The organism is Dysgonomonas reticulitermitis, assembly GCF_054601275.1.
This window is the reverse complement of sequence record NZ_BAAHWU010000005.1, coordinates 94,936-118,518: the sequence shown is the minus strand read 5'-3', so window position 1 is coordinate 118,518 and position 23,583 is coordinate 94,936. Positions and strand designations below refer to the sequence as shown.

The window sequence follows — 23,583 nt, the reverse complement described above, 5'->3', positions numbered from 1 at the left end:
GAAATCCACAACCTCTTCTCTTTTTCTATTCTCAAGTTATTTTATCACGATATCCTTATCGATTTTCCTGCGCGTAAAACAGTTTTCTGCGTAATGTTATTCAATTTACAAAGCTTGCTTACCGTTGTTTTATGCTTTGCAGCAATAGCTCCCAAAGTATCACCTTTCTGTATACGATGATAAGCTACTTTTCCTGATGCATACTTGTTTTGAACATTAGCTGTTGATCTGGTAACTGTGGCTGATGAGGCGACATTTCTTATATCGACACCTTTTGAACTACTATTATAGCTGCTGGCAGTAACCATGTATGAATCTCTGTGACAAACCTTATTTTCAAAATCCACAATAAATGTTGGATTTATCGGATTTCCCAGAAAACGTATTTCGAAATGTAAGTGAGAACCTGTCGAACGTCCTGTATTACCACCGAGGGCGATAGGGTCCCCCGATCTTACTACCTGATCTTCTTCGACCAGGAACTTCGATAAATGACCGTATACAGTTTCCAATCCGTTAGGATGGCGCAAAGCCACATAATAACCGTATCCGCGCCTTTCGTACTGTTTCAATCTTACCTTTCCGTCAAATGCCGCATAAATAGTATCGCCTACCTGCACTTTAAGGTCTATGCCGTAATGCATACGGGTACTACGACGCAGACGGCGCACTCCATAATTGGAAGTAACATGTCCCATAGTAGGCATTGTGAAATTAGCCAGGTTTACTTTGAATGTATCCGGAATATTCTCTATAGAACGATATGCGTTCACATAACGATTATTCCATATACCTCCATAAAGTTCTTCTGCCGGTATTTCATCTTCACTGAGTATGCGTTCTTCCTGGATTTCTTTTATAATAGAAAGGTCTCTTTTTATTTTGATACCATCGGCATAGAGATTATTTTGAATTTGTTTACTGTGCCTTTGCTTATAGTTTACTCCTACACGATCATTATTGGTTGCTTTGCCGCCATTCTTTTGAGCAAAACCGCTCATAGGAATTAAAAACATTGCTGCCAGCGGCACTATTCTTAATTGCTTGATGCTTTTTATCAAAATATTGTTACTTCCTTGCATAATACACATTAGATCTCGTCACCTGCATAAAGGTTCGACAACGTAGATAGTTTATAATCAAAAATCTCACCGTCTTTAAAAAAACGTTTTAACTCCACTTTCGCAGATTCGGACGAATCGGATGCATGCACTATGTTTTCTTGCGAACTCACAGAAAAATCACCCCTTATCGTTCCGGCTTCCGCCTCACGCCCATTCGTCACACCTATAAGAGAACGCACTACTTTTGCCGCGTCTATCCCTTCCCAACATTGTACAATGACAGGACATGCTTTCATTGAATCTTTAACACGTTGAAAAAACGGTTTATTTTTCAGATGGGCATAATGCTCATTTAGTATAGCATCGTCCAACTGTATCATCTTTGTTCCGGCTAACCGTAATCCTTTTTTTTCAAAACGGGAAATAACCTCTCCGACCAATGATCTTTGAACACATGATGGCTTAAGGATAATAAGGGTTTTCTCCATAATTTCGGCTTGATATAAATAGGATTTATTCTTTATAAATCCCAAATATAGAATATATTTTAGAGCCTCACAACCCTTAGTCTTTCAAAAGAGTACATTTTAACAGCATTTAGCCTATGTTTTAAAACATATTTTATTCCTAATTGCCCAAAAAAAGAAGTTTTCGATCGCAATTTGCAGAAAAGCGATTATTGAGGGGCAGAACAAAAAAGACAGATTATAACAGCCTAAAAATTAGTTCATTATCAAAATGGTGGCTGGAGGATTACCGGTGGATTGACCGGAGGTTTTGTGTTAAAAGCGTTTATTTACCGGAGATTCACCGGAGGACTCCATCCTCCGGTCGGACACCGGTCGGTTGGATATCATGATAACAAAATATGCCTCTATTGATGATAACAGGCTGTTATCATCAATACATACACTTTTTAACAAGGACAATGACAACAAAAGTGTCTTTTTTGTTTTGCCGTTTTTAACAGGCTTTAAGGATTTATCCCTGTCATTTCTTGAGGCAGTTTTCCCTGTAGTTTCAGTAATTCGATCATTCCGTATTCTATATCTCCGGGCGTGCCAACCAGGTCGTCAGGATACGCGTCAAACCCGGATGCTTGCGTATGGCAACTGATAGCCGTGTTCGTCATATGCTTGCCTTTATATTGTGGCTATGCTTGTTTTACTCTGCAAATATGCTGACAGTATCGAATACAAAACAGCAAAAAGATGATTTATATTTATAAGAGGAGGAGAGCCATCAAAGGTGCCTGTTTCGTTCTGCCGAACAATAAAGTGAGGTTTCGCCCTATTATCTAAATTTATACGATTTGTTTTTTATTTGTACGATTTTAAACGCCGATTATACATAAAGCGTATTGCTCATTTTGAATGTACAATAAGCACCTAAAGGAATATCGAAATACTCATTTGAGGACAAGAGTATTACCTTGGTCTGACAAAAGCCTTCATTAATATAAAACCAGCCTTAGTGACCTTATCAGTACATATATTTCCATAAGTCACTATATATCAGATAGCTACAATAAAACTGACACCCTATTGCGTAACCCTATGCTGCTTGTAAATGAAGAGGGTGTGCCAGTAGTTAATAAAATGGCACACCCTCTTTTTATTTATCCGGTAATTTGTCAGTTAGCCTTTACCAGTTTGATATTATCTAGGAACCAACGGTTGGCTGTACTTAACTGCCAATTACTCTGCCGGATCGTGATGCGCGTGTCCTTGCTGATCGTAACGCCGTTGAGCCGCACTTCGGCTGCGATCCATTCGAGCTTGTGACCATTCTCCCATCCTGCTACGGGTACGTCGAATGTCGTTTCATTGCTTCCGTTTTTAACGATGACGATCAGGTTGACGGGATCGATCACACCCGAACCCTGGCGCATCGGGCACCAAACGAACGACAACACGGCGGTGGCACCGGATGGCACATCCTCTTCAAGTTTCGGAAGAATGATACCTGCCTGATAGCCGGTTTTACCGAACTTGAGGTAATTCTGCTGGAGATAGATACACTCGCTCGCGTTTGTGCTCGAAGGGGTGACACGCAGGAATTCATAACCCTTCGCGATAAGAGCGTCAAGGGCTGAAGTACCGCTAATTTTCGGAGTGGGCAGTTGTGGAGCGGTGGCATCGAGGTTGTTCATCTCGACAGTTTGCCCGGCTGCACCTGCTTCAGCCCAAGGTTGCAACCATTCAAAATCATCAGCGAAATATATGATTTCATAAAGTCCCATGTCTTCTACTTTAGTCGCTATCAATCTGACAACAGGTGCAGCTACACCGGCAAAATAACCCGTAACCTTTACTTTATGCCCATTCAGCGAGGCAATCCCCAAACTTTCAGGCGCATCTATCACTGAAACAGAATAATTCGCACCCTCTACCGTTATATTATTACCGTTCAATATGCCGCTGACCATAACAAAAGTTCTCGAAGCGGAAGTGTAGGTATTCACCTTATCGGTAATATCTGTCGCGGTAGGATAGAGCGTCGTCCCACCCGTAGAATTAACATTCACTTCGTCACACTCCACGTAAGGGAGCGAATAAGTATCGGAGAGTTTTGTTCCTTTTACCGAAACCTTATCGCCAACACTTACAGCGGAGGAACTCTGCATAAGGATATTAACAATTCCATCGCTAACAATGAAACCTTTTGTAGTGACAGTCGTTACTGTAATTTGCGGCACTGATACTACCTCTTCGTTTGCCAATACCGCTAATTCCGCAAGCGTATATTCCTTGCAGTCGCGATATTTATCTCCTTCCTGAAAAATTATCACTTCCGCCCTACTTGCCAGTGTACTACCCTTGAATACAACAGCAGCCTTGCGAGGATTGTCAGCAGTACCACCGCGCATATTTTCAGTTACAGAAATTGTAACATCCATAGTTCCGGTACCCAAAGCGGGAGTGACTATTACCCATTCGGGAACATCCGCCACCCAGTCAGCGTCGGCATAGACTGTGATGATTTTTTCCAACCTTCCGGTCGCTTCGAAATTCAGTGTACCGGCACTCGCCAATACAGCTTTGGAGAGTGTGCTCTCTTCATCGCGGCACCCCTCTAAGAGATTCATAGACGCCAACAGGAGAAAGACCATTATATAATAACATATACGTTTCATAATCTTGCGTTTTTTTTCAATTACTATTTTTCAGTTAAAAAGAGAGACCATCATTCCAACCCGGATTCTGCGTGAGATTGTGATTAAGCGAACGTTCGTTGATAGGAATTGGGTAAAGATAATCACGCACCTCGTTGAAAGGTGTACGTTCGATATTTTTATGATAGTAGATATAGCCCTTATCACCTCCGGAAAGAATTATTTCTTTTCCTATTTCATATGCTACTCCGGAAGAAACGGTTGGTTTGGGTGCTCCATTGGCATAGAGGGTAACATCAACCTTTCCGTCTCCACTCAGGTCGTATGCTCCGGGACCGGGAAAATACATACCATAAATAGACTGGCCGATGCAATAACCGGCTTTCCAACGTACCAAGTCATTGAAGCGGAATCCTTCTTGGTTCAGTTCAATGGCCCGCTCACGACGGATTTCAAGGATGACACCCTTGTTCGTACCTGCGACATTCGGATAACCTGTCTCAGCTTCAGACAGGTATCTGTCCGGAGAGGCATTGGCAATACCCATATTAAGGTCAGGCATTCCCGCGCGTCGACGAATCAGGTTAATCGTTTTGTCCAGATCGGCTTGTGTCAAGGTACCAAGTTCAGCCTTTGCTTCGGCATAATTCAAGAGCACCTCCGCATAGCGGTAAACCGGAAGGTCGCATGTAGAGCGATCGTTACGATCGACATTCCCGCCGGAGGCCTTTGGATCTTGCACAAATTTGATGGGCTGATAACCGGTGACACTTGTCGAAAGATCGGGTGGCAGCACTATTGTGGTACCGATACGCGTATAGCCCGGTGTGCGGATGCTTTGAGACAGACGGGGATCGCGATTTTTCATTTCGTCAATGAACGACATTTCCTGCCAACCGGACTGATTGGTGAATGCCGTACCGTCTTTCATCAGATAAGTGTTCACCATCTTGCGGGTCAGTCCCGGGCGTCCCTGTGTAGGCACCAGCGTATGAGCTGTAGCGTTGTGGTAAATGCTGAGCCCGTAGTCGAATTTGATAGCGAGAATATACTCATCCGTGTTCGCGTTCTCTTCGGCAAAAAGCGTCAAGTAATCGCTTTCAGGATGATTTGTGCTATATAGTTTGTAAGGATAATCGGAATCCTCCATTATCAGTTGCGCAGCCGCTGCCGACTGCTCCAAATAATACTTGTAGTCGTGCCCTTCAAGACTGAGTTGGTGATATTTCCGGTAGGTACCTTCATATAAACAGAACTGAGCTTTCAGTGCCATAGCTGCATGTTTATTGACACGATAAGGACTGCTTGTCTCCTTTTTTTTATTAGGGAGATTGGCGATAGCATAGTCTATATCTTCTATCATGTGAGTCATAACCAGTTCCCGTGAATCACGCGCCTTGTAGAGTAGTTCTCCGTCCGCTGAACCCAATTCAACTTCATACCAAGGCACATCGCCGAAACGTTTTACCTTCTCGAAATAGAAAAAAGCACGGAAAAAGCGAGTCAAAGCCTTGTATTTAATGACGGCATCCTCGTCTTTACACAGATCGGCGTAAGCCAACAGCGTGTTCATACGTCGCAAATCGGTCCATGTCCAACCACTACCTGAAGCGGGGACGGTACGTTTGGTACCTCCCACCATTTCATCCGGCAGGTTCTGGCCGACATATAGATCACTTTGTCTGTCGTAGGGTGATTTATTTAGCATATTATTGTAGAAAGGATTGCTGAATAACTGAAGATCTGTCTCAGTCTGGAAATAGTCCGATTGGGAAATCTCACTCAACGGCTGCAAGTCCAGCATGTCATCGCAGGCCGTGAAACCCATGAGTAATGTCATGGATGCTATAATGATTCGTTTCATCTTAATCATAATTTTAAGAATTAAAAGGTAATATCAACACCAAACATCAGCGTCTTCTGCCAAGGATAGAAAGCATTGCTGGCTACTTCATCGGAACCAAATGTTTTCACGAAAGCTCCTTCGGGATCAATGTATTTAGTACGTTTCTTAAAAGGCGACCAATAGTTAAGATTCTCACCCGAAAAATAGAGACGAACCAAATCGACGCCAACTTTCTTTGTCAAAGTCATAGGAATAGTATAACCTACTGTCAGATTCTTAAGGCGCAGGTAACGTATGTTCTGTAGATAGCGATCATTGACTTTGCTAAGAGGACCTGACGTAGATGAATATGCCATCGGTCGAGTGAAGTAAGCGTTTGGATTATCTTCAGCCCATACATTTTTCAAGAAATCTTTTGGCAGATAAGTCTGGTAAGGATACGAGTAAGGACCCCAGAATTGCATGGTTTGCCCAGATGGATACCAATAATGGTTGCCTGTCCCTTGTAAAAATATCGAGGCATCGAAACCATACCAACGGAGACTTGCGTTGATACCGTAAGAGAGGCTTGGAAGCGAGTTTCCCAAGATCTTGCGGTCGCCCGGGTCATTGACATTATTGCTACCGATACCCAGTTTGTGGTCTCCATCAAGATCTAAGAACTTAAGGTCACCTGCCTGCCAGCCGCCGGTGATACGACCATTAATATAGCCTAAATCCACCTCTTTGGCATAAGCCTGCGCCTCTTCCGTACTTTGAAACAGTCCGTCGGTAACAAATCCCCATATTTCGCCCAAACGCATACCTTCGTAATAACTCTTGGCAAAGGTCTTGTCCGCATTGTCATACTTGGTAATATAACTGCTGTAGTCACTGACATTGAAACCAATGCTGTACTCCAGAGGTTTATTACCTATGGAAAACCTGTCTCTCCATAGGATAGACAACTCATAACCTTTCGTGCGCAAGTCGGCGGTATTCATTTTCGGTACACTGGCTCCGTACACAGCCGGCAGTTCAATACCATCGGTCAGCATGTCCTTTGTATCGCGCACATAACCATCAAAAGTAACGTTCAACCGATTGTTCAACATGCCAAGGTCAACACCAAGATCCCATTGTTCCGCTGTTTCCCAAGTCAAGTCGGAAGCAATCGGAGCACCTAATGACGAGTATTTACCCATGGTGCTACCTTCGTTGAACGAATAGCCGGCGAAATCATTAATCGTAACCCTTCGAATAAAGGTATAATAATCAGAAACATTCTGGTTACCCAAGCTACCGAAAGAAGCTCTCAACTTCAAGTTATCAATGATGTTTCGAGTCTTCTTGAAAAAAGGTTCTTCAGAAATACGCCAACCTACGGAAGCGGAAGGGAACCATCCCCACCGACTACTAGCGGCAAAACGCGAAGTTCCATCGTAACGTCCGCTGATCTCCGCGAGATAGCGACCTTTGTAATCGTAGTTAACACGACCGAAGATACCAGCTAAGACATATTCATTCTGCCCACCACCTACTTCTGTGATTGTTTGACCCTCCGAATTTTGACCAACGAGGTTCAAGTCATCCAGCGTTGTGGAAGAGAGGTATTCTCCGGCTGCTGAAAGATTCTTTATATACAACCTTTCGTAGTTGAAACCTACTACGCCCGATACATGGTGTGTGTTCTTGAACGTTTGGTCATAGTTGGCATAAGTATTCGCCGAATAGTAATTGCGTGTATTGGCTGATTCGTCTAAGCGGTTGGCGCCGGCACCGGTTGCATACACTCCGAGTTCAGTGTCAGGATATTCCCGATAATACATGTTGTTGGAACGGCTTGTATTACGTGTTTGATACAGACGATAAGTGAAATCGGCCGTAAGGCTCAACGATTTGATCGGAGTGATGACCAGCCGGGTAGTGTTGGAAAAATCGTTCGCCCGATCTATGTTGCGGTGCGAACCTTCACCTACAATGATGTGGCGACCATTGGCTACTTTATAATTCAGATAGGGTGTACTGTAGAGCCATGATCCATCCGGGTTCTTCATCGGGAAATTGGCCAATGCGTGCCTGGCGCTGTAAGCAATGGTATTCTCGACACTACCATCACCTTGGAAAGTGTATTGCGAACCGTAGAATGACGTGTTGTTTGTCATCGTCGCCCATTTGTTGATACGAAAGTCAATCTTTGAACGAAGATTATATTTTTTGTAGATATCCGGATTCGTCTTCAAAATACCTTTCTGATAATCATATGCTCCGGAGACGAGGTATTTGATGTCTTTCGCTCCTCCGCTGATAGAGATGTTGTGTTGTTGCACCGGATGAGTATCTGAAAACATCATGTGCCACCAGTCATAGTTACCGTAGTAAACCCACTGATTCCGTCCGTTTCTCACGTCTTCAACCACCCACGGACGATCAGGATGCTCGGTTTTATCGTTCACCCGAGCCAATAACTGCTGCATATCACGGTCTGTATAGTTGACATACAACGTTCCCGAATCAGCCTTCCAGAACTTGTTGACGGTATATACAGACCAATATCCGGTAGTCTCATAATCAGTGGAAGTTGTTGGACTCTCCCATCCGACGCGGCCGCTATAGCGAACAGTCGCTTTATTGTCTTGCGCCGATCCGGACTTCGTTGTAACAAGTATAACTCCAAAAGCCGCGCGAGCACCGTAAACAGCAGCAGCCGAAGCATCTTTGATGACAGAGATGGATTCTACATCGTTCGCGTTGACACGATTCAGGTCACCAACCGCGCCGTCGATCAGCACAAGTGGCGAAGCCCCGTTAATAGATGTCACACCACGTACATTAATATCGGGCGAACTACCGGGTACACCTGAAGATGTGGTGATGTTAAGTCCCGCGACAGATCCTTGCAGCATATTGGTTAACGAATGGGATGCTCGATTTTCAAGCGATTTGCCACTCACCGTTGTAACGGCTCCAGTCAAGTTAACCTTTTTCTGTGTTCCATAACCGATAACTACCGTTTCATCAAGTAAAACAGCATCTTCTTGCATATAAACCTTAATCTCTTTTTGATTTGGGGAAATCTTGACTTTTTGGGACAAAAAACCCACATAAGAGATATTCAAAATGACAGCCTCTGATGGAGCTTGAAGTTTGAAAGAACCATCCTCCGCGGTAATAGTAGCTCGAGTCGTACCATTGACCTGAATGGTAACTCCCACGAGAGGATCTTGTTTCTCATCAAGTACTTGACCTGATACTACTCTGTCCTGGGCAGAAAGAACCGAAACACTCTCCACCACTATTAATAGTAGCCATAAAACAAATGATTTGAGTACTTTCATAAATTTACAGTATTAAAATTAAAGTAATTTTTATTTGGATTTATAGACATCTGTAGAGAAAGCTTTAGGACGTTGCATATTTTCTGTCCATGTGTGTCCGAATTCATCCTTGACAGTAATAACCAAGTCCGTATTGGCATTGTCTGCTTTCATCTTGAAGAAATGGTTGGCCTTTTCGGTAATAAAACTAGGAGTAGCAGAGAGAGTCGCCGAATTGAAACGCATCACGGAAAGAGCGGCAATATGCAGCGGGTCGTATGCCCAGACTTTTATAGGAGTCAGATTTTTTCCGGACTCGTCAGTCACCGTCAATGTCCAGCGCGGGTTCCAGTTCCAGATATTTATCAGTACCTCATTATTGTTGTTTGCCGGATATGCATTGACATACTGCATATATTTATTTTTAACGGTGCTGGAGATATTGGAAGGCATCAACGGAACATCGGCCAACGAGAAGCTCACATTGTTCAGGTCGTAACTGCGAAACTGGTAATCCTGCGTCCATCCCGTACTCTTGTAGAGATATTGAATATTTGTACCGGAAATATCCCAAATAGCATATCCGCCCGGGGCGCCGTCAGGACTAATATGAACACCCTGAGTTAAGTAGTTTGACCACCACCATGAGGCACAAATAGCTCCCGAGTTGTGTTCAAAGAATTCCTTCCCGCCTACAATAGTGGCTTCAGGCGTTACATTGAAGATCTCATGCGTATGTGCTGTCACAAAATGCACCTTATAGTCCTTCACAATATTAAAAAGCTGATTGGTACTAATCACATCATGATCAATCTTGAAATCATCACCGGATTCTATAGGATAGAATACTTGCGCGTGCATCACGATGATCAGCGGTGTGGATTTGCTAATATAAGAGAGGTCTTTTGTTAGCCAAGTCAATTGTTCAGCAAAAAGATTTTTTGAATAATTACGCGAATCTGTTCCATCATAATTGTTGCAATCGATGTCATCCAAGACAACATAATGTACCTTCCCTATATTAAAGGAATAATAGGTCGGTCCAATGAAACTCATATATTTGCTCTCCGCGCTAAAATCGTTCGTTGTCTTATAATCATAATCATGATTACCGATAGTATGGAATATCTGTAAATTCTTAATAAGACCGTTAATGGTATTCAGGTAATTAGGAAGCTCAAAATACTTATTTGAATACCAATACAAATCCCACGTCATATCTCCCAGCGTAATCGCATACATTTTCTCACTTGGATGAGCATTACGGTAATTGTTCAAGTCGGTTGTGAAATCCTTAAATTGATTAATATCATTCGTACGATCGGCAAGGTGCATATCTCCAAGCATGAAGACTTTATAAGTATCTTGTCCGGTAACCTTCTTGAGAGTAAAGTCTACTCGTTCCGCCGTGTTAGCATTGCCATTTAATGTCTGAGAGAACAAAGGAAGCACTCCTGAAGAAGGGACTTCGTAATTGCTCGGAACAGAGATAAAGACATAATTTCTTTTTTTCGCGGACTTGAGTTGATAGATACCTTTTTCATTTGTAGTGGTCACTTCTACACCATCCGAAACCACGACATCTTTCACGCCACCCTCTTCCGATTTAACGATGCCATATATCGTAGTGCCTTCATCCGGCGTAAACAAAAAATCAACAACATTAATATATATACGTCCAATAGACTTCTTCTGTACATTCCTTTTAATGTAAACATTGTAATTACCTGTTTCACATTCATCGGAAATCCTTACAGTAAAGTTTGTGGATGTAACAGCGGTGATAGGACAAATGTAAGATATACCACCCGACTCCAGAATGAATGAGTCGGATGTTTTTAGTCCAACGTTCTCTTGTCCTATAAAGACATATTCATCACCTTTGATAATATCAATTGAGGACGGAAGGTTAATCCGTACATCAAAATCATCCGTAGGTTCTCCTATACCGTTCCCACTCTTGCAACCACACAACGATAAAATGGAGACTAGTACCAACCACAATAAATATATTTCAATATTTCTAAAACTACTATTTTTCATGTCACTCAATTCAATAATTTAAAAGTATATTTTCTTATAGGGATAGGCGTTTAGAGCGCACTATTAAAAATAAAGCCACTCATTGAACCTGCGACATGTTTAGTCCCCTCAATGACTGCTGTCGCGCTAACTAATGGTTCTGATGTTTCCGGGTCGGCTATTATCCCGGATACTGATCTGTTTTGTTGGGCATAAACTGAAATTATGCTCCCCATGATAATGAAGAGTAATAGTACCAGTTTTATCCCTCTTTTGGATTGATTCCAGCTGAAAATAAAAACATTCATAGTATTCCGTTTAGATTAAATGAATTAAATTCTTGTTTTAAGTGCATCGCTTTTCTTTTTTAATGAGCACAAAATAAGAAAAGTTTTATTCTATGGTAATTTAGATTTAATTAAGAATTGGTTAAATAATGTGTTTTTTTATCTTTGAAGCCTTGCTTTTTCCTTATTCCATGTAGCCGCGGTAAACAGAATAGATAAAACGCAAGCTCCAACAAGAATGATGAACATATAGTCCCACGATAAATGTTCTACTACAAACCCTAAGCCTATATTCGCGAATAACGATGTTCCGAGAAAATATCCGAAGAATCCTGTTAGTCCGGCAGCTGTACCGGCAGCTTTTTTAGGAACAAGGTCTAGAGCCTGTACTCCTATCAACATTACAGGGCCATAGATGAGAAATCCAATTGCAATAAGCGCGATATTATCAACTATAATGTTTCCTGCCGGATTCTTCCAGTATACTATTACTGCAATCATAGTTAATAGCATATAGATAATAATGGCTGGAGCACGTCTTCCTCTAAATATCTTATCAGAAATCCATCCGCAGAGAAGAGTACCCGGTATGCCTGCGTATTCATATGCAAAATAGGCCCATCCTGATTCTTTGACAGAAAACCCTTTGGCGTCTTCCAGATATGCCGGAGCCCAGTCTAATACGCCATATCGTACCAGGTATATAAATGCATTAGCAAAGGCAATAAGCCAGAGTAATTTGTTGTTTAATACATATTTAAGAAATATCTCTTTGGTAGTTAGTTCTTCTTCCTGATTTTTAGAGTAATCGGCTGGGTAATCATCCTTATAAGCTTCTATGTTTGGTAAACCGCATGATTGAGGGGTGTCTCTGATGAGTAAATAGGCTATGAATGCAACTATAATAGCTACAAAGGCAGGGAAATATAATTTGCTATGCCAGTCTCCGAATATAGCAACCCCTAAAATAGCCAGAGGACCTATTATCCCTCCGCCAACATTATGAGCTACATTCCAAATAGACATCTTAGTCCCTCTTTCTTTGATTGAAAACCAATGTACCATTACACGTCCGCAAGGAGCCCATCCCATACCCTGAAACCATCCGTTCATGAAAAATAGAATAAACATAACTACTACGGATGAAGTTAGAACAGGTATCAGCCCTAAAAAAACAAGAGTTAGAGCTGAAAGAAGAAGCCCTAAAGGAAGAAATATTCTGGCGTTGCTCCTGTCGGAAACACTTCCCATAATAAACTTACTGATACCATAGGCAATCGAAACCGCCGAAAGGACGATACCTAAAGCAGCCTTAGAGGAACCTTCTTCTATAAGGTCGGGCATTATTAACGAGAAGTTTTTTCTTACTAAATAATATCCGGCATAACCAATAAATATACCCAAAAAGACTTGTAAGCGTAATTTTTTATACTCTTTGTCTATTTTTTCGTCGGATAATAGATCTTTGTGTGCTGGTGGTTTTAAAAAATTGAACATGATATTAATCGTAAATTGGTATTGTTTTAAGCTTATTAGTACATATGATAAAAAAGTCCACGAATATCTTATCGAAATTAAATCGAAAGCCATTCACAAAGAAACGAATTTTTTCGAAATAAAATAATAATAGGTGTTATTTTTAATAAATGATTTCTTTTTTATATTATAATTCCTTGAATAAGTTTGGGTAGTCCGAGATGATTCCGTCGACACCCATGTCCTTCAATTGTTTTATCTCGCTAATTGTATTTACTGTCCATGGCAAAACTTTTACATTTATTGAATGGCAATACTGAATCATTTCTTCGGTGACCATTGTGTATTCCGGGCTGTAAGTGTGAGGGATGAAGCCTAGCGTCTCAAATTGTTGTTTCGCGCTTTCCTTATCCTTCTTGCTGACAAGTAAAGAAGTCTTTATATCCGGATATTTATTGTGTATAATCTGTAGGGCTCTCATGTCGAAAGATTGTACAACTGTTCTGTTTCGGATACCATTGTCTGTAATTGTTTTTATGGCGAGGTTTACAAATTCTTCCACAGGCGGATGGTTGATGTTGTCTCCTGTTTGAGATGATTTTATCTCTATGTTGTAAAGCATTGATTTTCCTTTTCCACGAGCGTGCTCTTCCGAAGCTTTTATCAGGTCTGAAAGTAAAGGTTTAGATGCCGCGATACTTTTCTTTTGAGGGAAATCGGGGTTGTTTTTTATACCGACATCATATTTTTGTATGCTGTCGTATGTCATGGTGTATAAGAGCCGTTCCTTTGCTTCCGAGGTTGTTAAGAATTTGCCTTCAGGAGTGGTTGTTATTTTGTCGTTGAAGTATGGATCATGTGATACGATTACTTTTTTATCTTTAGATATTTGAAGATCGAGCTCTAATGTCACTACATCCCTGTCTATAGCGTCTATCATGGCAGGTATTGTGTTTTCAGGCATAAGACCTCTTCCTCCTCTGTGAGCCTCTGTATCAAAGATCGGTTGGGACTTGGTGTCGTTTGCTATATTCTCCCTTGTTTTACAGCCTAAAAGAAGTGTAGAACAAGCTACAACCAGAAATATCTTCTTCATGTTATTTGTTTTAATGTTTAATCTGATATGATTCAAAACGTCCTTTCTGTATAATTGTCTGTAAAAATAATAAAATTTCAAATCAAAACATAAATATTTCGAATTAAATAAATTGTGTTTCAAATATGTTAAGAACACTCATTAGTATGGTTGCTTATTTTGCTTTTCGGTTAAATGTTTGTTCTTTTGTATAAAAATATCTAATGTTATGAATTTGAAGCTGTCCGTATTGAATATACTTTTTATACTGCCTGTGTTGCTTTGTGCTCAAACATCTCAAGAAACATGGGTTCGGGATAATTATGTAAAAAGTGAATATATGATTCCGATGAGAGATGGAGTTCATTTATACACTGCTGTGTATGCTCCTGTGGATAGAGGAGAGAAGCATCCGTTTCTTCTAACCCGCACTCCTTATTCATGTAAGCCTTATGGAGTTTCATTTTTTAAGGAGGCTTTGTGGGATAGTTATCTATATGAATATTTGAAAGAGGAGTACATCTATGTTGTCCAAGATGTGAGAGGTAAATGGAGGAGTGAAGGAGAATTTGAGAATGTTCGGCCTTTTATTACTCAAAAACAAAATAATAGAGATATAGATGAGGCTAGTGACGCGTACGATACTGTCGAATGGCTTGTGAAAAACATATCTAATAATAATGGACGTGTAGGTGTTTTTGGTGTATCTTACCCCGGATTTTATTCTACAATGGCGGCGGCTTCCATGCATCCAGCCATAGCGGCTGTAAGTCCGCAGGCTCCCGTTTATGATTGGTTTATGGGAGATGACTTTCACCACAACGGAGCGTTTATGATGATGGATGCTTTCCGTTTTTTTGACGGATTCGGTCATAAGCGACCTTATCCGACAGAACAAGGCCCCCGTAAGCGGAGCTTTTATAAGACAGATAGTTATTCTTTCTTCCTAAAAACGGGAACCCTGAAAAATCTTTCCAGGTATTTTGGGGATAGTATTCCCTTTTGGAACGATATGATGGATCATCCGGACTACGATGGATGGTGGCAGAGTAGGAGTGCCAAAAAGGCGTGTGTTGGTCTTAAAGTGCCTATGCTGATAGTGGGCGGTCTATTTGATGCGGAAGACGGTTATGGAACATGGCATACATATAGAACTATTAAGCAAGAATCAAAAGATGCACATTGTCGGTTGGTTATTGGCCCTTGGTCGCATGGAGCATGGACTGGAGTGAATGTGTCATCTTTGGGAGATATTTGTTTTGGATCTAATACGGCAGAATATTACCAGCATGATGTAGAGATGCCTTTCTTTAATTACTATCTGAAAGGTAAAGGAAATCTTGATAGTATAAAGGATGCTGTTGTATTTTTCTCAGGTGAAAATAAATGGAAAGAATTTGATTGCTGGCCACCGGTAGGTATGAAAACAACAGATGTTTATTTATCGTTAGGGGGGCGGCTTTCTTTTGAGCAACCTTATGAGAGAAACTCTTTCTCAGAATATGTCTCCGACCCGTCCGCACCTGTGCCTTTTCTGAATGAAATAGGGCGTAGTCGCCCCAAAGAGTATATGGTCGCAGATCAACGTTTTGCTTCTCAAAGGCCGGATGTTGTTGTTTTCGAAACAGATATTCTATCGAAAGACCTTGTGCTGGCAGGACCTGTCGTTGTTGATCTGAAAGCTTCTATATCTACTACTGACGCCGACTTCATAGTGAAGATTATAGATGTGTTCCCCGATGACTTTAAATATGATAATGATATATGCAGTCAGTTGGATAAGAAAACTGTGATGGGTGGGTATCAGATGATGGTAAGAGGAGATGTTATGAGAGGGCGCTACCGTAATAACTTCTTAACTCCTGAAGCCTTTACCCCCTTTGTTCCTTCAAATGTGAAATTCGAATTGGCTGATATAGCCCATACCTTTCAGAAAGGACATAAACTCATGATTCAGATACAAAGTACATGGTTTCCTCTTGTAGACAGAAATCCGCAGCAATTTGTAAATATATATAATTATTCGAAAGAAGATTTTGTCAAGTCTGTTGTAAGGATATATCATCAGGCAGATCTGGCTTCCAAAATAGTACTGCCTATTTTAGATTAAGCAGGAAGGCTCTTTGTGAGTAGTCTCAACGTTGAGGTATAAATATTCTGTTACTGCCTTTAAATAAGGTAGTAAAAAAAATCTGTACTCTATTGGTAACTATATTTTCTTAACGATTTGAGTTATATCTACTAAGCTAAAAGCCTCTCTTAATATTCTTAATACTTCGGAATAAGTAGGAGAAAGTTCTTTCATTGCTTCTTGTTGTATATCAAATCTATATTCTCTTATGTTGGAATTCTGAGAATTGTCTAAGTTATAAGTCTTTGTCATAACATGCTTTTTTATAAAGTTAATTATAATGTTTTCTAAAATAAGCAAAACAGAATGAAAAGTAAAACAGAAACTTTAAACTCCATTGTCTGCTTGCTTTTTCTGCTCTTATAGTAAATATACTAATTTTAAAGTCTTTTAGCAAACATTCTTGCTTGTAAATATCTTTTTTTATTTCGAATTCTTTCTTTTTCTTCCTTTTGTTTCTATGTATTTGTGATACAGCATTTTAGTGTGATTTGTGCGTGTAAGCTATATCTAAAGATTCTTCTTTGGGTTATTACATCTGATTGTAATTCGAATATTTATGTTTTGAACAGTTACTCATGCGCGAAAGCATATTCGAAATATCTGTATGATTTTACAATCATTCGATAGCTTGAGCAATGATAGACAAAGGATGCTCACTCTTCTTTGTTGTAGACATTTCTATCTGCCATTTGCAAGTTTCGCAATCGGTGACAACATAGTCAAAGTTATCAGCTTCTATTTGTTTGAATAAAGAGTCTCCTATATCCTGAGATGTTTTGTAATTCTCTTTTTTGAACCCGTAAGTTCCTGCAATACCACAACATTGCGAATTGAGAATGGTCAATTCTATATTAGGTATCAACCTGAGCAGTTCGATTGAATAATAAGACCAGCCAAGTTTCTCCATATGGCATGGAGTATGATAAGCGACTTTTATTTTTTTGTTTTTTAGCTTTGGCTTTACATCTGAAGTACTGAATAGACGATATAAATAGCGTGTTGCCAGCTCTACATTGTCTCTTACATCCGCATTGCTTATGTTTAACAGGTGCGGATATTCGTCACGGATGGTGAAAGTGCAGGTAGAGGATGTGGCCACTACCGGAATGTTGTTGTCTATAACCGATTCTCTTATCGAGGCGATGTTTGTCTCTGCCTGCTTCTTGGCCTGTTTTATCAATCCGTTGGATATAAGGGCTACGCCACAGCATTTTTCTTTACGCAACAATTGTACACCTATATTGAGCGAGTTAAATACTTTTACGAGATCTTTTCCCAGTTGAGGGTTGTTGTAATTCACATAACAACCATGAAAATAGCTGACCTGTTTTTCGTATTTTTTTTGGGTTTCAGTTTGCTTTTTGTACCATTTTTCGAATGTGCCCGAAGAATATTTAGGGAAGCTTCGATGATGGTCTATATCCAATGTAATGTCCAAAGCCATTTTTACTGGTTTCAGTCCCAGTGCCAGATTCATGATTGGGGCAAATGGAGTGGACAAGGTACCTACAAGATCTGTATTGGCTAATATAAAATCTCTTACTTTAGATCGTTTTTTGTTGTATTTTATACGAGCCGATTGTATAATATCTCCAATTTTCACATTGGAAGGACAAGCAACCTCACACCTCTTGCAATTGATGCAGTATTTTAAAGCTTCATCGTAAAAGTTCTCTTTTTTCAATCTGAGCCTTTCTCCGTCGGGGCCGGCTTGTTTCGGACCCGGATAGTCCGGATTAACTGCGGCTACGGGGCAATAGACTGTACATATTGTACATTTTATACATTGCTCGAAATTATTTTCGCTTATATTATGTTGTCGCAAATTCATATTTTTAGCTGATTTATCATGCGAATCAAAGGTTGATTTCTATAAAATAAGATTTTAACTAAAACCTGACAAAACTATACACTTTTTATATGTTTTTTTCATCTGTCATCTTCCCCCTCTTCTATCTGTTTATTGCTGATTTATAGCCAGATAGCGAATCTTTTTCCGGTATGTAGTTATAGTAGCTACTGATTCGCGTTCTTTAAAATAGTGTCAGCAATATGTAATGCACTCAGTATCGAGACACCAGCGCCACAACCTTCTTTAATTCCGTTGAAGCCTTCCAAAATGGCTCCTGCCACATATAGATTATCTATCGGCTTGCTATTTTTCAGACCATTAAAGTTGTTATTTGTTTTCACTCCGAAATACTGATAACCTTGCGTTTCGAACATGTTGGCACTGTACCATTCTTGCCTGTTATCTGCAAATGATGTGTCCAGTCCGAATATAGGTTCGTATATAGAATCTTGAGTTGCTATAAGGCCTTGACTAAAATAGCTGCCTGTGGCCAGTACAACATTCTTTCCGGTAAAGGGGATATCACCGTGATTGTACGAGTAAACTCTTTCCACCAGATTGTTATCTATTTCTGCTCTTTTTACACTGTCGCCAAGCATATATACTCCTCCCGATTTGATGAAGAAATTGTGCAAGTGTTGTTGCGTATGTATTCCGACGATGGATGGAGGCAGAGTCGGTATCAGGACGAATGGCTTATCCACTTCTTTCTTTATAACTTCTATAATATCATCGTTGAGTCCTAAACATGCCGGAAAAACAATCGCGTCACAATCCGCGCTCTCTTTTTTCAATACTTGGGTTAACTCTAATAAGTTATTTTTCTGATCGAGTACCCTTGCGATATTTGTTGAGCGCATCTCGCTGGGATTTCTTCGCAAAAGATCGAGATCGGGTAGGTTGAATAAATGAATATTGCTTTCTGTTCCCAGTTTGAGGAATTCGTCTGCTATAAATCGTGGATAAAAATCTAAAAATCCTATAGGGTTGAATATCGCGACCCTTTTCCAAGGTAGCTTATCTTTGCTTTGGCTTGTCGCGAAGTCGGCGGAGCTCAACCATGTTGATTTAAGGTTACCCATTGGAGTAACTCTATAATGATTTTCTTTAGCAGAACCTTGGACAGGTACTCTTATTTCTTGTAAGTACTTTTGTGCGAAAAACGCTAATTCAGAGAATCTTTCTTCTCCAAGCTTCGCATACGGATGGTTCGGGTAGCTTTCTGTAAGTTTTTTTATTGCAGAAATCGGACTTGTAACTTCTGTGCCATCAGGCAGGAAATTTAACAGATCGTAAGATCCTGATGAAAAGTGAAGTGCACTTTGTCCTAAAGATATTATCACACAACGTTGTCCTTGCCGCGATAGACGAATACCACAAATCAGTCCGGCCAATCCGCCTCCTATGATGATAGTGTCAAATTTCATTCGTCTTCGTTTTTTTGTAAACTTAATCCGCAAATGCTCTCATATACCCAACTTGTGTATTCGCTTTCGCGCAATGTGTCTCCCCATGCCACAGGATGTACTCCTTTCCATCGTTCGTTAAGAAAAGACGCGATATCAGCTTTTGCTCTTTTTGTGCAAAAAGGCTCGGTGTCTCCCATTACTCCCGCGGCTCTGCACGCGCAGAGTTCACCTTGACAGGTTCCCATACCTATACGAGTCCTGCGTCGTAAGTCGACAAGGCTTTTTACGTTAAGTTCTTTCAAAGCATATTTTACTTCTCCTACCGAAACTTCTTCACATTCGCATACTAAGCTATTGTCGAAGAGTGTGTTCGAAGAAAGTTTTTCTGCCATATCCCCATGTCTGTAGCTTGCTGATTCTCGTTGGGCATGTGGCAGCGATATTATTTTTTTATTTATATCTTCTATATTTTCTCTCGATCCCGGTAGATTTTCGGTGGCTGTAGTACACGGTTGATTTACGCTTAGTTTCTCGCAAACAAGATTTGTAGCCCATTCCGCCATTAACCTGTACGTCATTAGTTTGCCTCCGGTTATAGTGATATATCCGTCCAGCCCATCTCTCTTTTTATGATCGAGTAGTACGATACCTCTACTCACATTTCGTCCGGTAGGGTCATTGTCGGCGGCTACTAAAGGCCTTACACCCGCATAGGCACGTAGTATACGTGTTTTATTTAATATTGGCGCGAGTTTCTCCCCTTCCTGTATTAGCAAATCTACTTCTTCGGGGGTTATAATCATATTGTCTATCTGATCGTAAGGTATATTGCTCGATGTTGTGCCAATTAGCGAAATGGTATCACCCGGAACCAAAATATCCGCGTCTGCCGGTTTTCTGCATCGGTTAAGTACCATTCCGTTCACTCTGTGTCCAAATATAAGAAGGGCTCCTTTTGCCGGAAGCATTTTTATTTTTATTCCTGCCAATTCCGAGATATGTTGTCCCCATATTCCTCCTGCATTGACAATAACTGAACCATATATTTCTTTTGTTTCTTTTGTTTTGTGGTTCAAAACTTTTACTCCGATAATTCTGTCTTGTTCTATTATCATGTTTATCACCTCGTGATAAGTTAAGACAGTTGCTCCATGTGCTTTGGCGTCTATCATATTAGACGCGGTCAGGCGGAATGGATCCACTGATCCGTCCGGAACTCTGACAGCCCCAAGTATAGCCGGATTGGCAGAAGGTTCGAGCAATAATGCTTCTTTAGGATCTATAATATTTGCCTGAATCCCTGCTTTTAAACAGGCTTCTACAAATTTGGTCTGATAATTTATATCGTCTTCGGGCAATGTTAAGAATAACCCGTCTGTTTCTTCTATACAATGGCTGGCTATTCTTTTCAGAATCATATTTTCTTTAATACACTCTTCGGCAGATTCCATATCTGTAACCGCATAACGAGCGCCACTATGCAATAGCCCATGATTGCGTCCGGTGGCTCCGGTGACTATATCATAACGTTCTATTAATAGTGAGCGTAATCCTCTTCGGGAGCAATCGCGGGCAACGCCGACTCCTGTAGCTCCCCCGCCGATGATAATTACGTCAAATGGATCTGAATGGTTTGCTAATCCCATACTACTTATTTTAACAAATGTATTATGATACAAAATAACGAATATTTCGAAATATATCAAAATTAAATCGAAATAAAAATAAAATAAAAATGAAACTTTTGTGTTATTTTTATTTTGTTTGGTTAAAAATAAGGATGTATAAGAGTGCCGCTAACACACTTCCGCATATAGGGGCTATGACAGGAAGCCATGCATACCCCCAGTTACTGTCTCTTTTGCCTTTGATGGGTAATATGGCGTGTGCTATTCTTGGTCCCAAGTCTCGGGCGGGGTTTATAGCGTATCCTGTTGTTCCTCCTAGCGACATACCGATGGCGACGATAAGTAAAGCTACGGGCAAAGGGCCTGCTATTTCGGCTCCGGCAGCCATCAATACGCCAAAAACTAAAACGAATGTTCCTATTATTTCACTTGCTAAATTAGGAATGAGAGATTTTATGGCAGGAGCAGTACAAAATACTCCTAGTTTCGCGTTCGGATTTTCTTCTTCATCGAAGTGAGGTTTGTACATAAGATAAACTAAACACGCTCCAACTATAGCCCCAAGCATTTGTGCTATAATATAGCCCAATATACTTCCTTTAAATTTTCCGGCTACGGCTAAGCCTATAGTCAGGGCAGGATTGAGGTGTCCACCTGAATAGGGTGAGGATATGTAGGCAGCCACAAAAACAGCCAGTCCCCATCCGAATGTTATGACTACCCATCCCGAATTGTTTCCTAGTGTTTTTTTTAGAGACACATTGGCGCATACGCCGGCTCCAAAGAGTATAAGAATAGCTGTTCCAATGAATTCGAATAAAATATCTTGTCCCATAATATTAGTGTTGGTTAATTTGCGAATCCTTTATTTTGCCCATGATCGTGAGCGATAAACGGCATCTGCCCACTTTCTTTTTGCCAGTTGCATATCTACTGCCTTGTCTGGGGTAAATTGTGTTTCTATGTGCCATTGCTGCTTTATTTCATCTATATCAGCCCAGTATCCGACAGCCAGACCAGCCAGATATGCGGCGCCTAGCGCTGTGGTTTCTGTTGTTTGGGGACGTATCACAGATTGTCCTAATACATTGGACTGAAATTGCATCAATAGATTATTGTTAGCCGCGCCTCCGTCTACCCTCAGCTCTTTTAGTCCTACACCGGCATCGAGGATCATAGCATTGACAACGTCCATAGTTTGGTAGGCTATACCTTCCAGAGCAGCCCGGGCTATATGCGCGGACGTTGTGCCTCTGGATATACCGACAATAGTTCCGCGCGCATACTGATCCCAATATGGAGCTCCTAATCCTGTGAGCGCCGGAATGAAATACACATCGCCACTGTCTGCCACCTGCGTTGCCAGTTGTTCTATTTCGGAAGAAGAGTTTATGATTTTCAACCCGTCTCTGAGCCACTGTACTATAGCTCCCCCTACGAAGATACTGCCTTCCAGAGCATAGGTTGTTTTTCCATCCAATCTCCAGCCTATGGTTGTTATCAGATTGTTTTTAGAAAACACGGGTTGCTCTCCTGTATTCATTAGAATGAAACAACCGGTTCCATAGGTGTTTTTTACCATACCCGGTTCTACACACATTTGTCCGAAAAGAGCCGCCTGCTGGTCGCCTGCAATTCCCGCAATCGGAACTTTCGATGCGAATATTGTTGTTTTGGTGTGTCCATATATTTCGCTTGAATCACATACTTTTGGTAACATGTTTCGAGGAATGTCGAATAGCTTCAGCAAATCTTCGTCCCACTCAAGTGTACTTATGTTGAATAGCATTGTCCGCGAAGCATTTGATACATCCGTAGCATGTACCTCTCCCCTTGTAAGTTGCCAAATAATCCAAGAGTCTACTGTCCCGAATGCTAACTCACCTTTCTCTGCTTTGACTCTGGCTCCCTCTACGTTGTCCAGTATCCATTTTATCTTGGTTGCACTAAAATATGCATCAATGATGAGTCCGGTTCTTTCTTTTATGCAGGGAAGCAATCCTTCGTTTTTTAGCTTGTCGCAATAGTCGGAAGTTCGTCTGTCTTGCCATACGATAGCATTATAAATGGGCTCTCCCGTGTTTCTATCCCAAACGATGGTTGTTTCTCGTTGGTTAGTTATACCGATGGCAGCTATATTTTTCCCATTGATGTTTATTTTTGTGATGGCCTCCGCGGCTACTGCTGCTTGAGAAGACCATATTTCGTGAGGATCGTGCTCTACCCACCCGCTTTTAGGAAATATCTGAGTAAACTCCTTTTGGGCAACAGAACATATCTCTCCTTTTTTGTTAAAAACAATGGCTCTGGAGCTTGTAGTTCCTGCATCAAATGATAAAATATACTGTTCCATGGTCGTGATAGATTTTGGTTGTTTTG

At 40.9% G+C, this 23,583-nt stretch carries 16 protein-coding genes; 1 reads left to right on the top strand and 15 read right to left on the bottom strand.

The window, feature by feature from the left end:
• Positions 1-44: 44 nt before the first annotated feature.
• The 9 genes from ACYPZI_RS04335 to ACYPZI_RS04295 all read right to left on the bottom strand — a co-directional run bounded on the left by ACYPZI_RS04335 (position 45) and on the right by ACYPZI_RS04295 (position 14,202).
• Positions 45-1,082: a peptidoglycan DD-metalloendopeptidase family protein gene (locus tag ACYPZI_RS04335; protein WP_459598973.1), complete on the bottom strand. Its 1,038-nt coding sequence runs from the start codon at positions 1,080-1,082 to the stop codon at positions 45-47.
• Positions 1,083-1,090: 8 nt separating this feature from the next.
• Positions 1,091-1,552: a nucleoside-diphosphate kinase gene (gene ndk, locus ACYPZI_RS04330; protein WP_459598971.1), complete on the bottom strand. Its 462-nt coding sequence runs from the start codon at positions 1,550-1,552 to the stop codon at positions 1,091-1,093.
• A 485-nt stretch (positions 1,553-2,037) separates the two neighbouring features.
• Positions 2,038-2,196 (bottom strand): hypothetical protein, encoded by a 159-nt coding sequence (locus tag ACYPZI_RS04325; protein WP_459598969.1) that lies wholly within the window; start codon positions 2,194-2,196, stop codon positions 2,038-2,040.
• A 501-nt stretch (positions 2,197-2,697) separates the two neighbouring features.
• A complete protein-coding gene (locus tag ACYPZI_RS04320; RefSeq protein ID WP_459598967.1) occupies positions 2,698-4,200 on the bottom strand; it encodes a BACON domain-containing protein in 1,503 nt (500 codons plus the stop codon).
• Positions 4,201-4,234: 34 nt separating this feature from the next.
• Positions 4,235-6,043: a RagB/SusD family nutrient uptake outer membrane protein gene (locus ACYPZI_RS04315; RefSeq protein WP_459598965.1), complete on the bottom strand. Its 1,809-nt coding sequence runs from the start codon at positions 6,041-6,043 to the stop codon at positions 4,235-4,237.
• Positions 6,044-6,063: 20 nt separating this feature from the next.
• Positions 6,064-9,342, bottom strand: a complete 3,279-nt coding sequence (locus tag ACYPZI_RS04310) for a SusC/RagA family TonB-linked outer membrane protein (protein WP_459598963.1) — start codon at positions 9,340-9,342, stop codon at positions 6,064-6,066.
• 30 nt (positions 9,343-9,372) lie between these two features.
• The gene (locus tag ACYPZI_RS04305; RefSeq protein ID WP_459598961.1) at positions 9,373-11,364 is read right to left on the bottom strand and encodes a calcineurin-like phosphoesterase C-terminal domain-containing protein; all 1,992 of its coding nucleotides are present in this window, start codon (positions 11,362-11,364) and stop codon (positions 9,373-9,375) included.
• Between the two features lie 425 nt (positions 11,365-11,789).
• Positions 11,790-13,127, bottom strand: a complete 1,338-nt coding sequence (gene glpT, locus ACYPZI_RS04300; RefSeq protein WP_459598959.1) for a glycerol-3-phosphate transporter — start codon at positions 13,125-13,127, stop codon at positions 11,790-11,792.
• A 166-nt stretch (positions 13,128-13,293) separates the two neighbouring features.
• On the bottom strand, positions 13,294-14,202 hold the full coding sequence (locus ACYPZI_RS04295; RefSeq protein WP_459598957.1) for a glycerophosphodiester phosphodiesterase family protein: 909 nt from the start codon (positions 14,200-14,202) through the stop codon (positions 13,294-13,296).
• A 208-nt stretch (positions 14,203-14,410) separates the two neighbouring features.
• Between ACYPZI_RS04295 and ACYPZI_RS04290 the strand changes: the two genes are divergently transcribed.
• Positions 14,411-16,291: a CocE/NonD family hydrolase gene (locus tag ACYPZI_RS04290; protein ID WP_459598955.1), complete on the top strand. Its 1,881-nt coding sequence runs from the start codon at positions 14,411-14,413 to the stop codon at positions 16,289-16,291.
• 99 nt (positions 16,292-16,390) lie between these two features.
• Here the strand turns inward: ACYPZI_RS04290 and ACYPZI_RS04285 are convergent, their stop codons facing one another.
• From ACYPZI_RS04285 to glpK, 6 genes are all read right to left on the bottom strand, one after another.
• The gene (locus tag ACYPZI_RS04285; RefSeq protein WP_459598953.1) at positions 16,391-16,564 is read right to left on the bottom strand and encodes a hypothetical protein; all 174 of its coding nucleotides are present in this window, start codon (positions 16,562-16,564) and stop codon (positions 16,391-16,393) included.
• A 367-nt stretch (positions 16,565-16,931) separates the two neighbouring features.
• Positions 16,932-18,146, bottom strand: coding sequence for an anaerobic glycerol-3-phosphate dehydrogenase subunit GlpC (glpC, locus tag ACYPZI_RS04280; RefSeq protein WP_459598951.1), 1,215 nt, complete (start codon positions 18,144-18,146; stop codon positions 16,932-16,934).
• Between the two features lie 185 nt (positions 18,147-18,331).
• Complete coding sequence (gene glpB, locus ACYPZI_RS04275) at positions 18,332-19,594, bottom strand: glycerol-3-phosphate dehydrogenase subunit GlpB (protein WP_459598949.1); 1,263 nt, start codon at positions 19,592-19,594, stop codon at positions 18,332-18,334.
• Complete coding sequence (glpA, locus tag ACYPZI_RS04270) at positions 19,591-21,222, bottom strand: anaerobic glycerol-3-phosphate dehydrogenase subunit A (RefSeq protein WP_459598947.1); 1,632 nt, start codon at positions 21,220-21,222, stop codon at positions 19,591-19,593. Before glpA ends, glpB begins: the two co-directional genes overlap by 4 nt.
• 109 nt (positions 21,223-21,331) lie before the next feature.
• The gene (locus tag ACYPZI_RS04265; RefSeq protein WP_459598945.1) at positions 21,332-22,039 is read right to left on the bottom strand and encodes an MIP/aquaporin family protein; all 708 of its coding nucleotides are present in this window, start codon (positions 22,037-22,039) and stop codon (positions 21,332-21,334) included.
• Positions 22,040-22,069: 30 nt separating this feature from the next.
• Positions 22,070-23,557: a glycerol kinase GlpK gene (glpK, locus tag ACYPZI_RS04260; protein WP_459598943.1), complete on the bottom strand. Its 1,488-nt coding sequence runs from the start codon at positions 23,555-23,557 to the stop codon at positions 22,070-22,072.
• Positions 23,558-23,583: the final 26 nt, after the last annotated feature.

What these genes read in the sequence shown, in the direction of transcription:
- glpK (WP_459598943.1), bottom strand. Translation starts at nt 23,557, where the DNA reads ATGGAACAGTATATTTTATCATTTGATGCAGGAACTACAAGCTCCAGA.
- ACYPZI_RS04325 (WP_459598969.1), bottom strand. Translation starts at nt 2,196, where the DNA reads ATGACGAACACGGCTATCAGTTGCCATACGCAAGCATCCGGGTTTGAC.
- ACYPZI_RS04320 (WP_459598967.1), bottom strand. Translation starts at nt 4,200, where the DNA reads ATGAAACGTATATGTTATTATATAATGGTCTTTCTCCTGTTGGCGTCT.
- glpC (WP_459598951.1), bottom strand. Translation starts at nt 18,146, where the DNA reads ATGAATTTGCGACAACATAATATAAGCGAAAATAATTTCGAGCAATGT.
- ACYPZI_RS04295 (WP_459598957.1), bottom strand. Translation starts at nt 14,202, where the DNA reads ATGAAGAAGATATTTCTGGTTGTAGCTTGTTCTACACTTCTTTTAGGC.
- ACYPZI_RS04285 (WP_459598953.1), bottom strand. Translation starts at nt 16,564, where the DNA reads ATGACAAAGACTTATAACTTAGACAATTCTCAGAATTCCAACATAAGA.
- ACYPZI_RS04315 (WP_459598965.1), bottom strand. Translation starts at nt 6,043, where the DNA reads ATGAAACGAATCATTATAGCATCCATGACATTACTCATGGGTTTCACG.
- ACYPZI_RS04305 (WP_459598961.1), bottom strand. Translation starts at nt 11,364, where the DNA reads ATGAAAAATAGTAGTTTTAGAAATATTGAAATATATTTATTGTGGTTG.
- ACYPZI_RS04335 (WP_459598973.1), bottom strand. Translation starts at nt 1,082, where the DNA reads ATGCAAGGAAGTAACAATATTTTGATAAAAAGCATCAAGCAATTAAGA.
- ndk (WP_459598971.1), bottom strand. Translation starts at nt 1,552, where the DNA reads ATGGAGAAAACCCTTATTATCCTTAAGCCATCATGTGTTCAAAGATCA.
- ACYPZI_RS04290 (WP_459598955.1), top strand. Translation starts at nt 14,411, where the DNA reads ATGAATTTGAAGCTGTCCGTATTGAATATACTTTTTATACTGCCTGTG.
- glpT (WP_459598959.1), bottom strand. Translation starts at nt 13,127, where the DNA reads ATGTTCAATTTTTTAAAACCACCAGCACACAAAGATCTATTATCCGAC.
- ACYPZI_RS04265 (WP_459598945.1), bottom strand. Translation starts at nt 22,039, where the DNA reads ATGGGACAAGATATTTTATTCGAATTCATTGGAACAGCTATTCTTATA.
- glpA (WP_459598947.1), bottom strand. Translation starts at nt 21,222, where the DNA reads ATGGGATTAGCAAACCATTCAGATCCATTTGACGTAATTATCATCGGC.
- glpB (WP_459598949.1), bottom strand. Translation starts at nt 19,594, where the DNA reads ATGAAATTTGACACTATCATCATAGGAGGCGGATTGGCCGGACTGATT.
- ACYPZI_RS04310 (WP_459598963.1), bottom strand. Translation starts at nt 9,342, where the DNA reads ATGAAAGTACTCAAATCATTTGTTTTATGGCTACTATTAATAGTGGTG.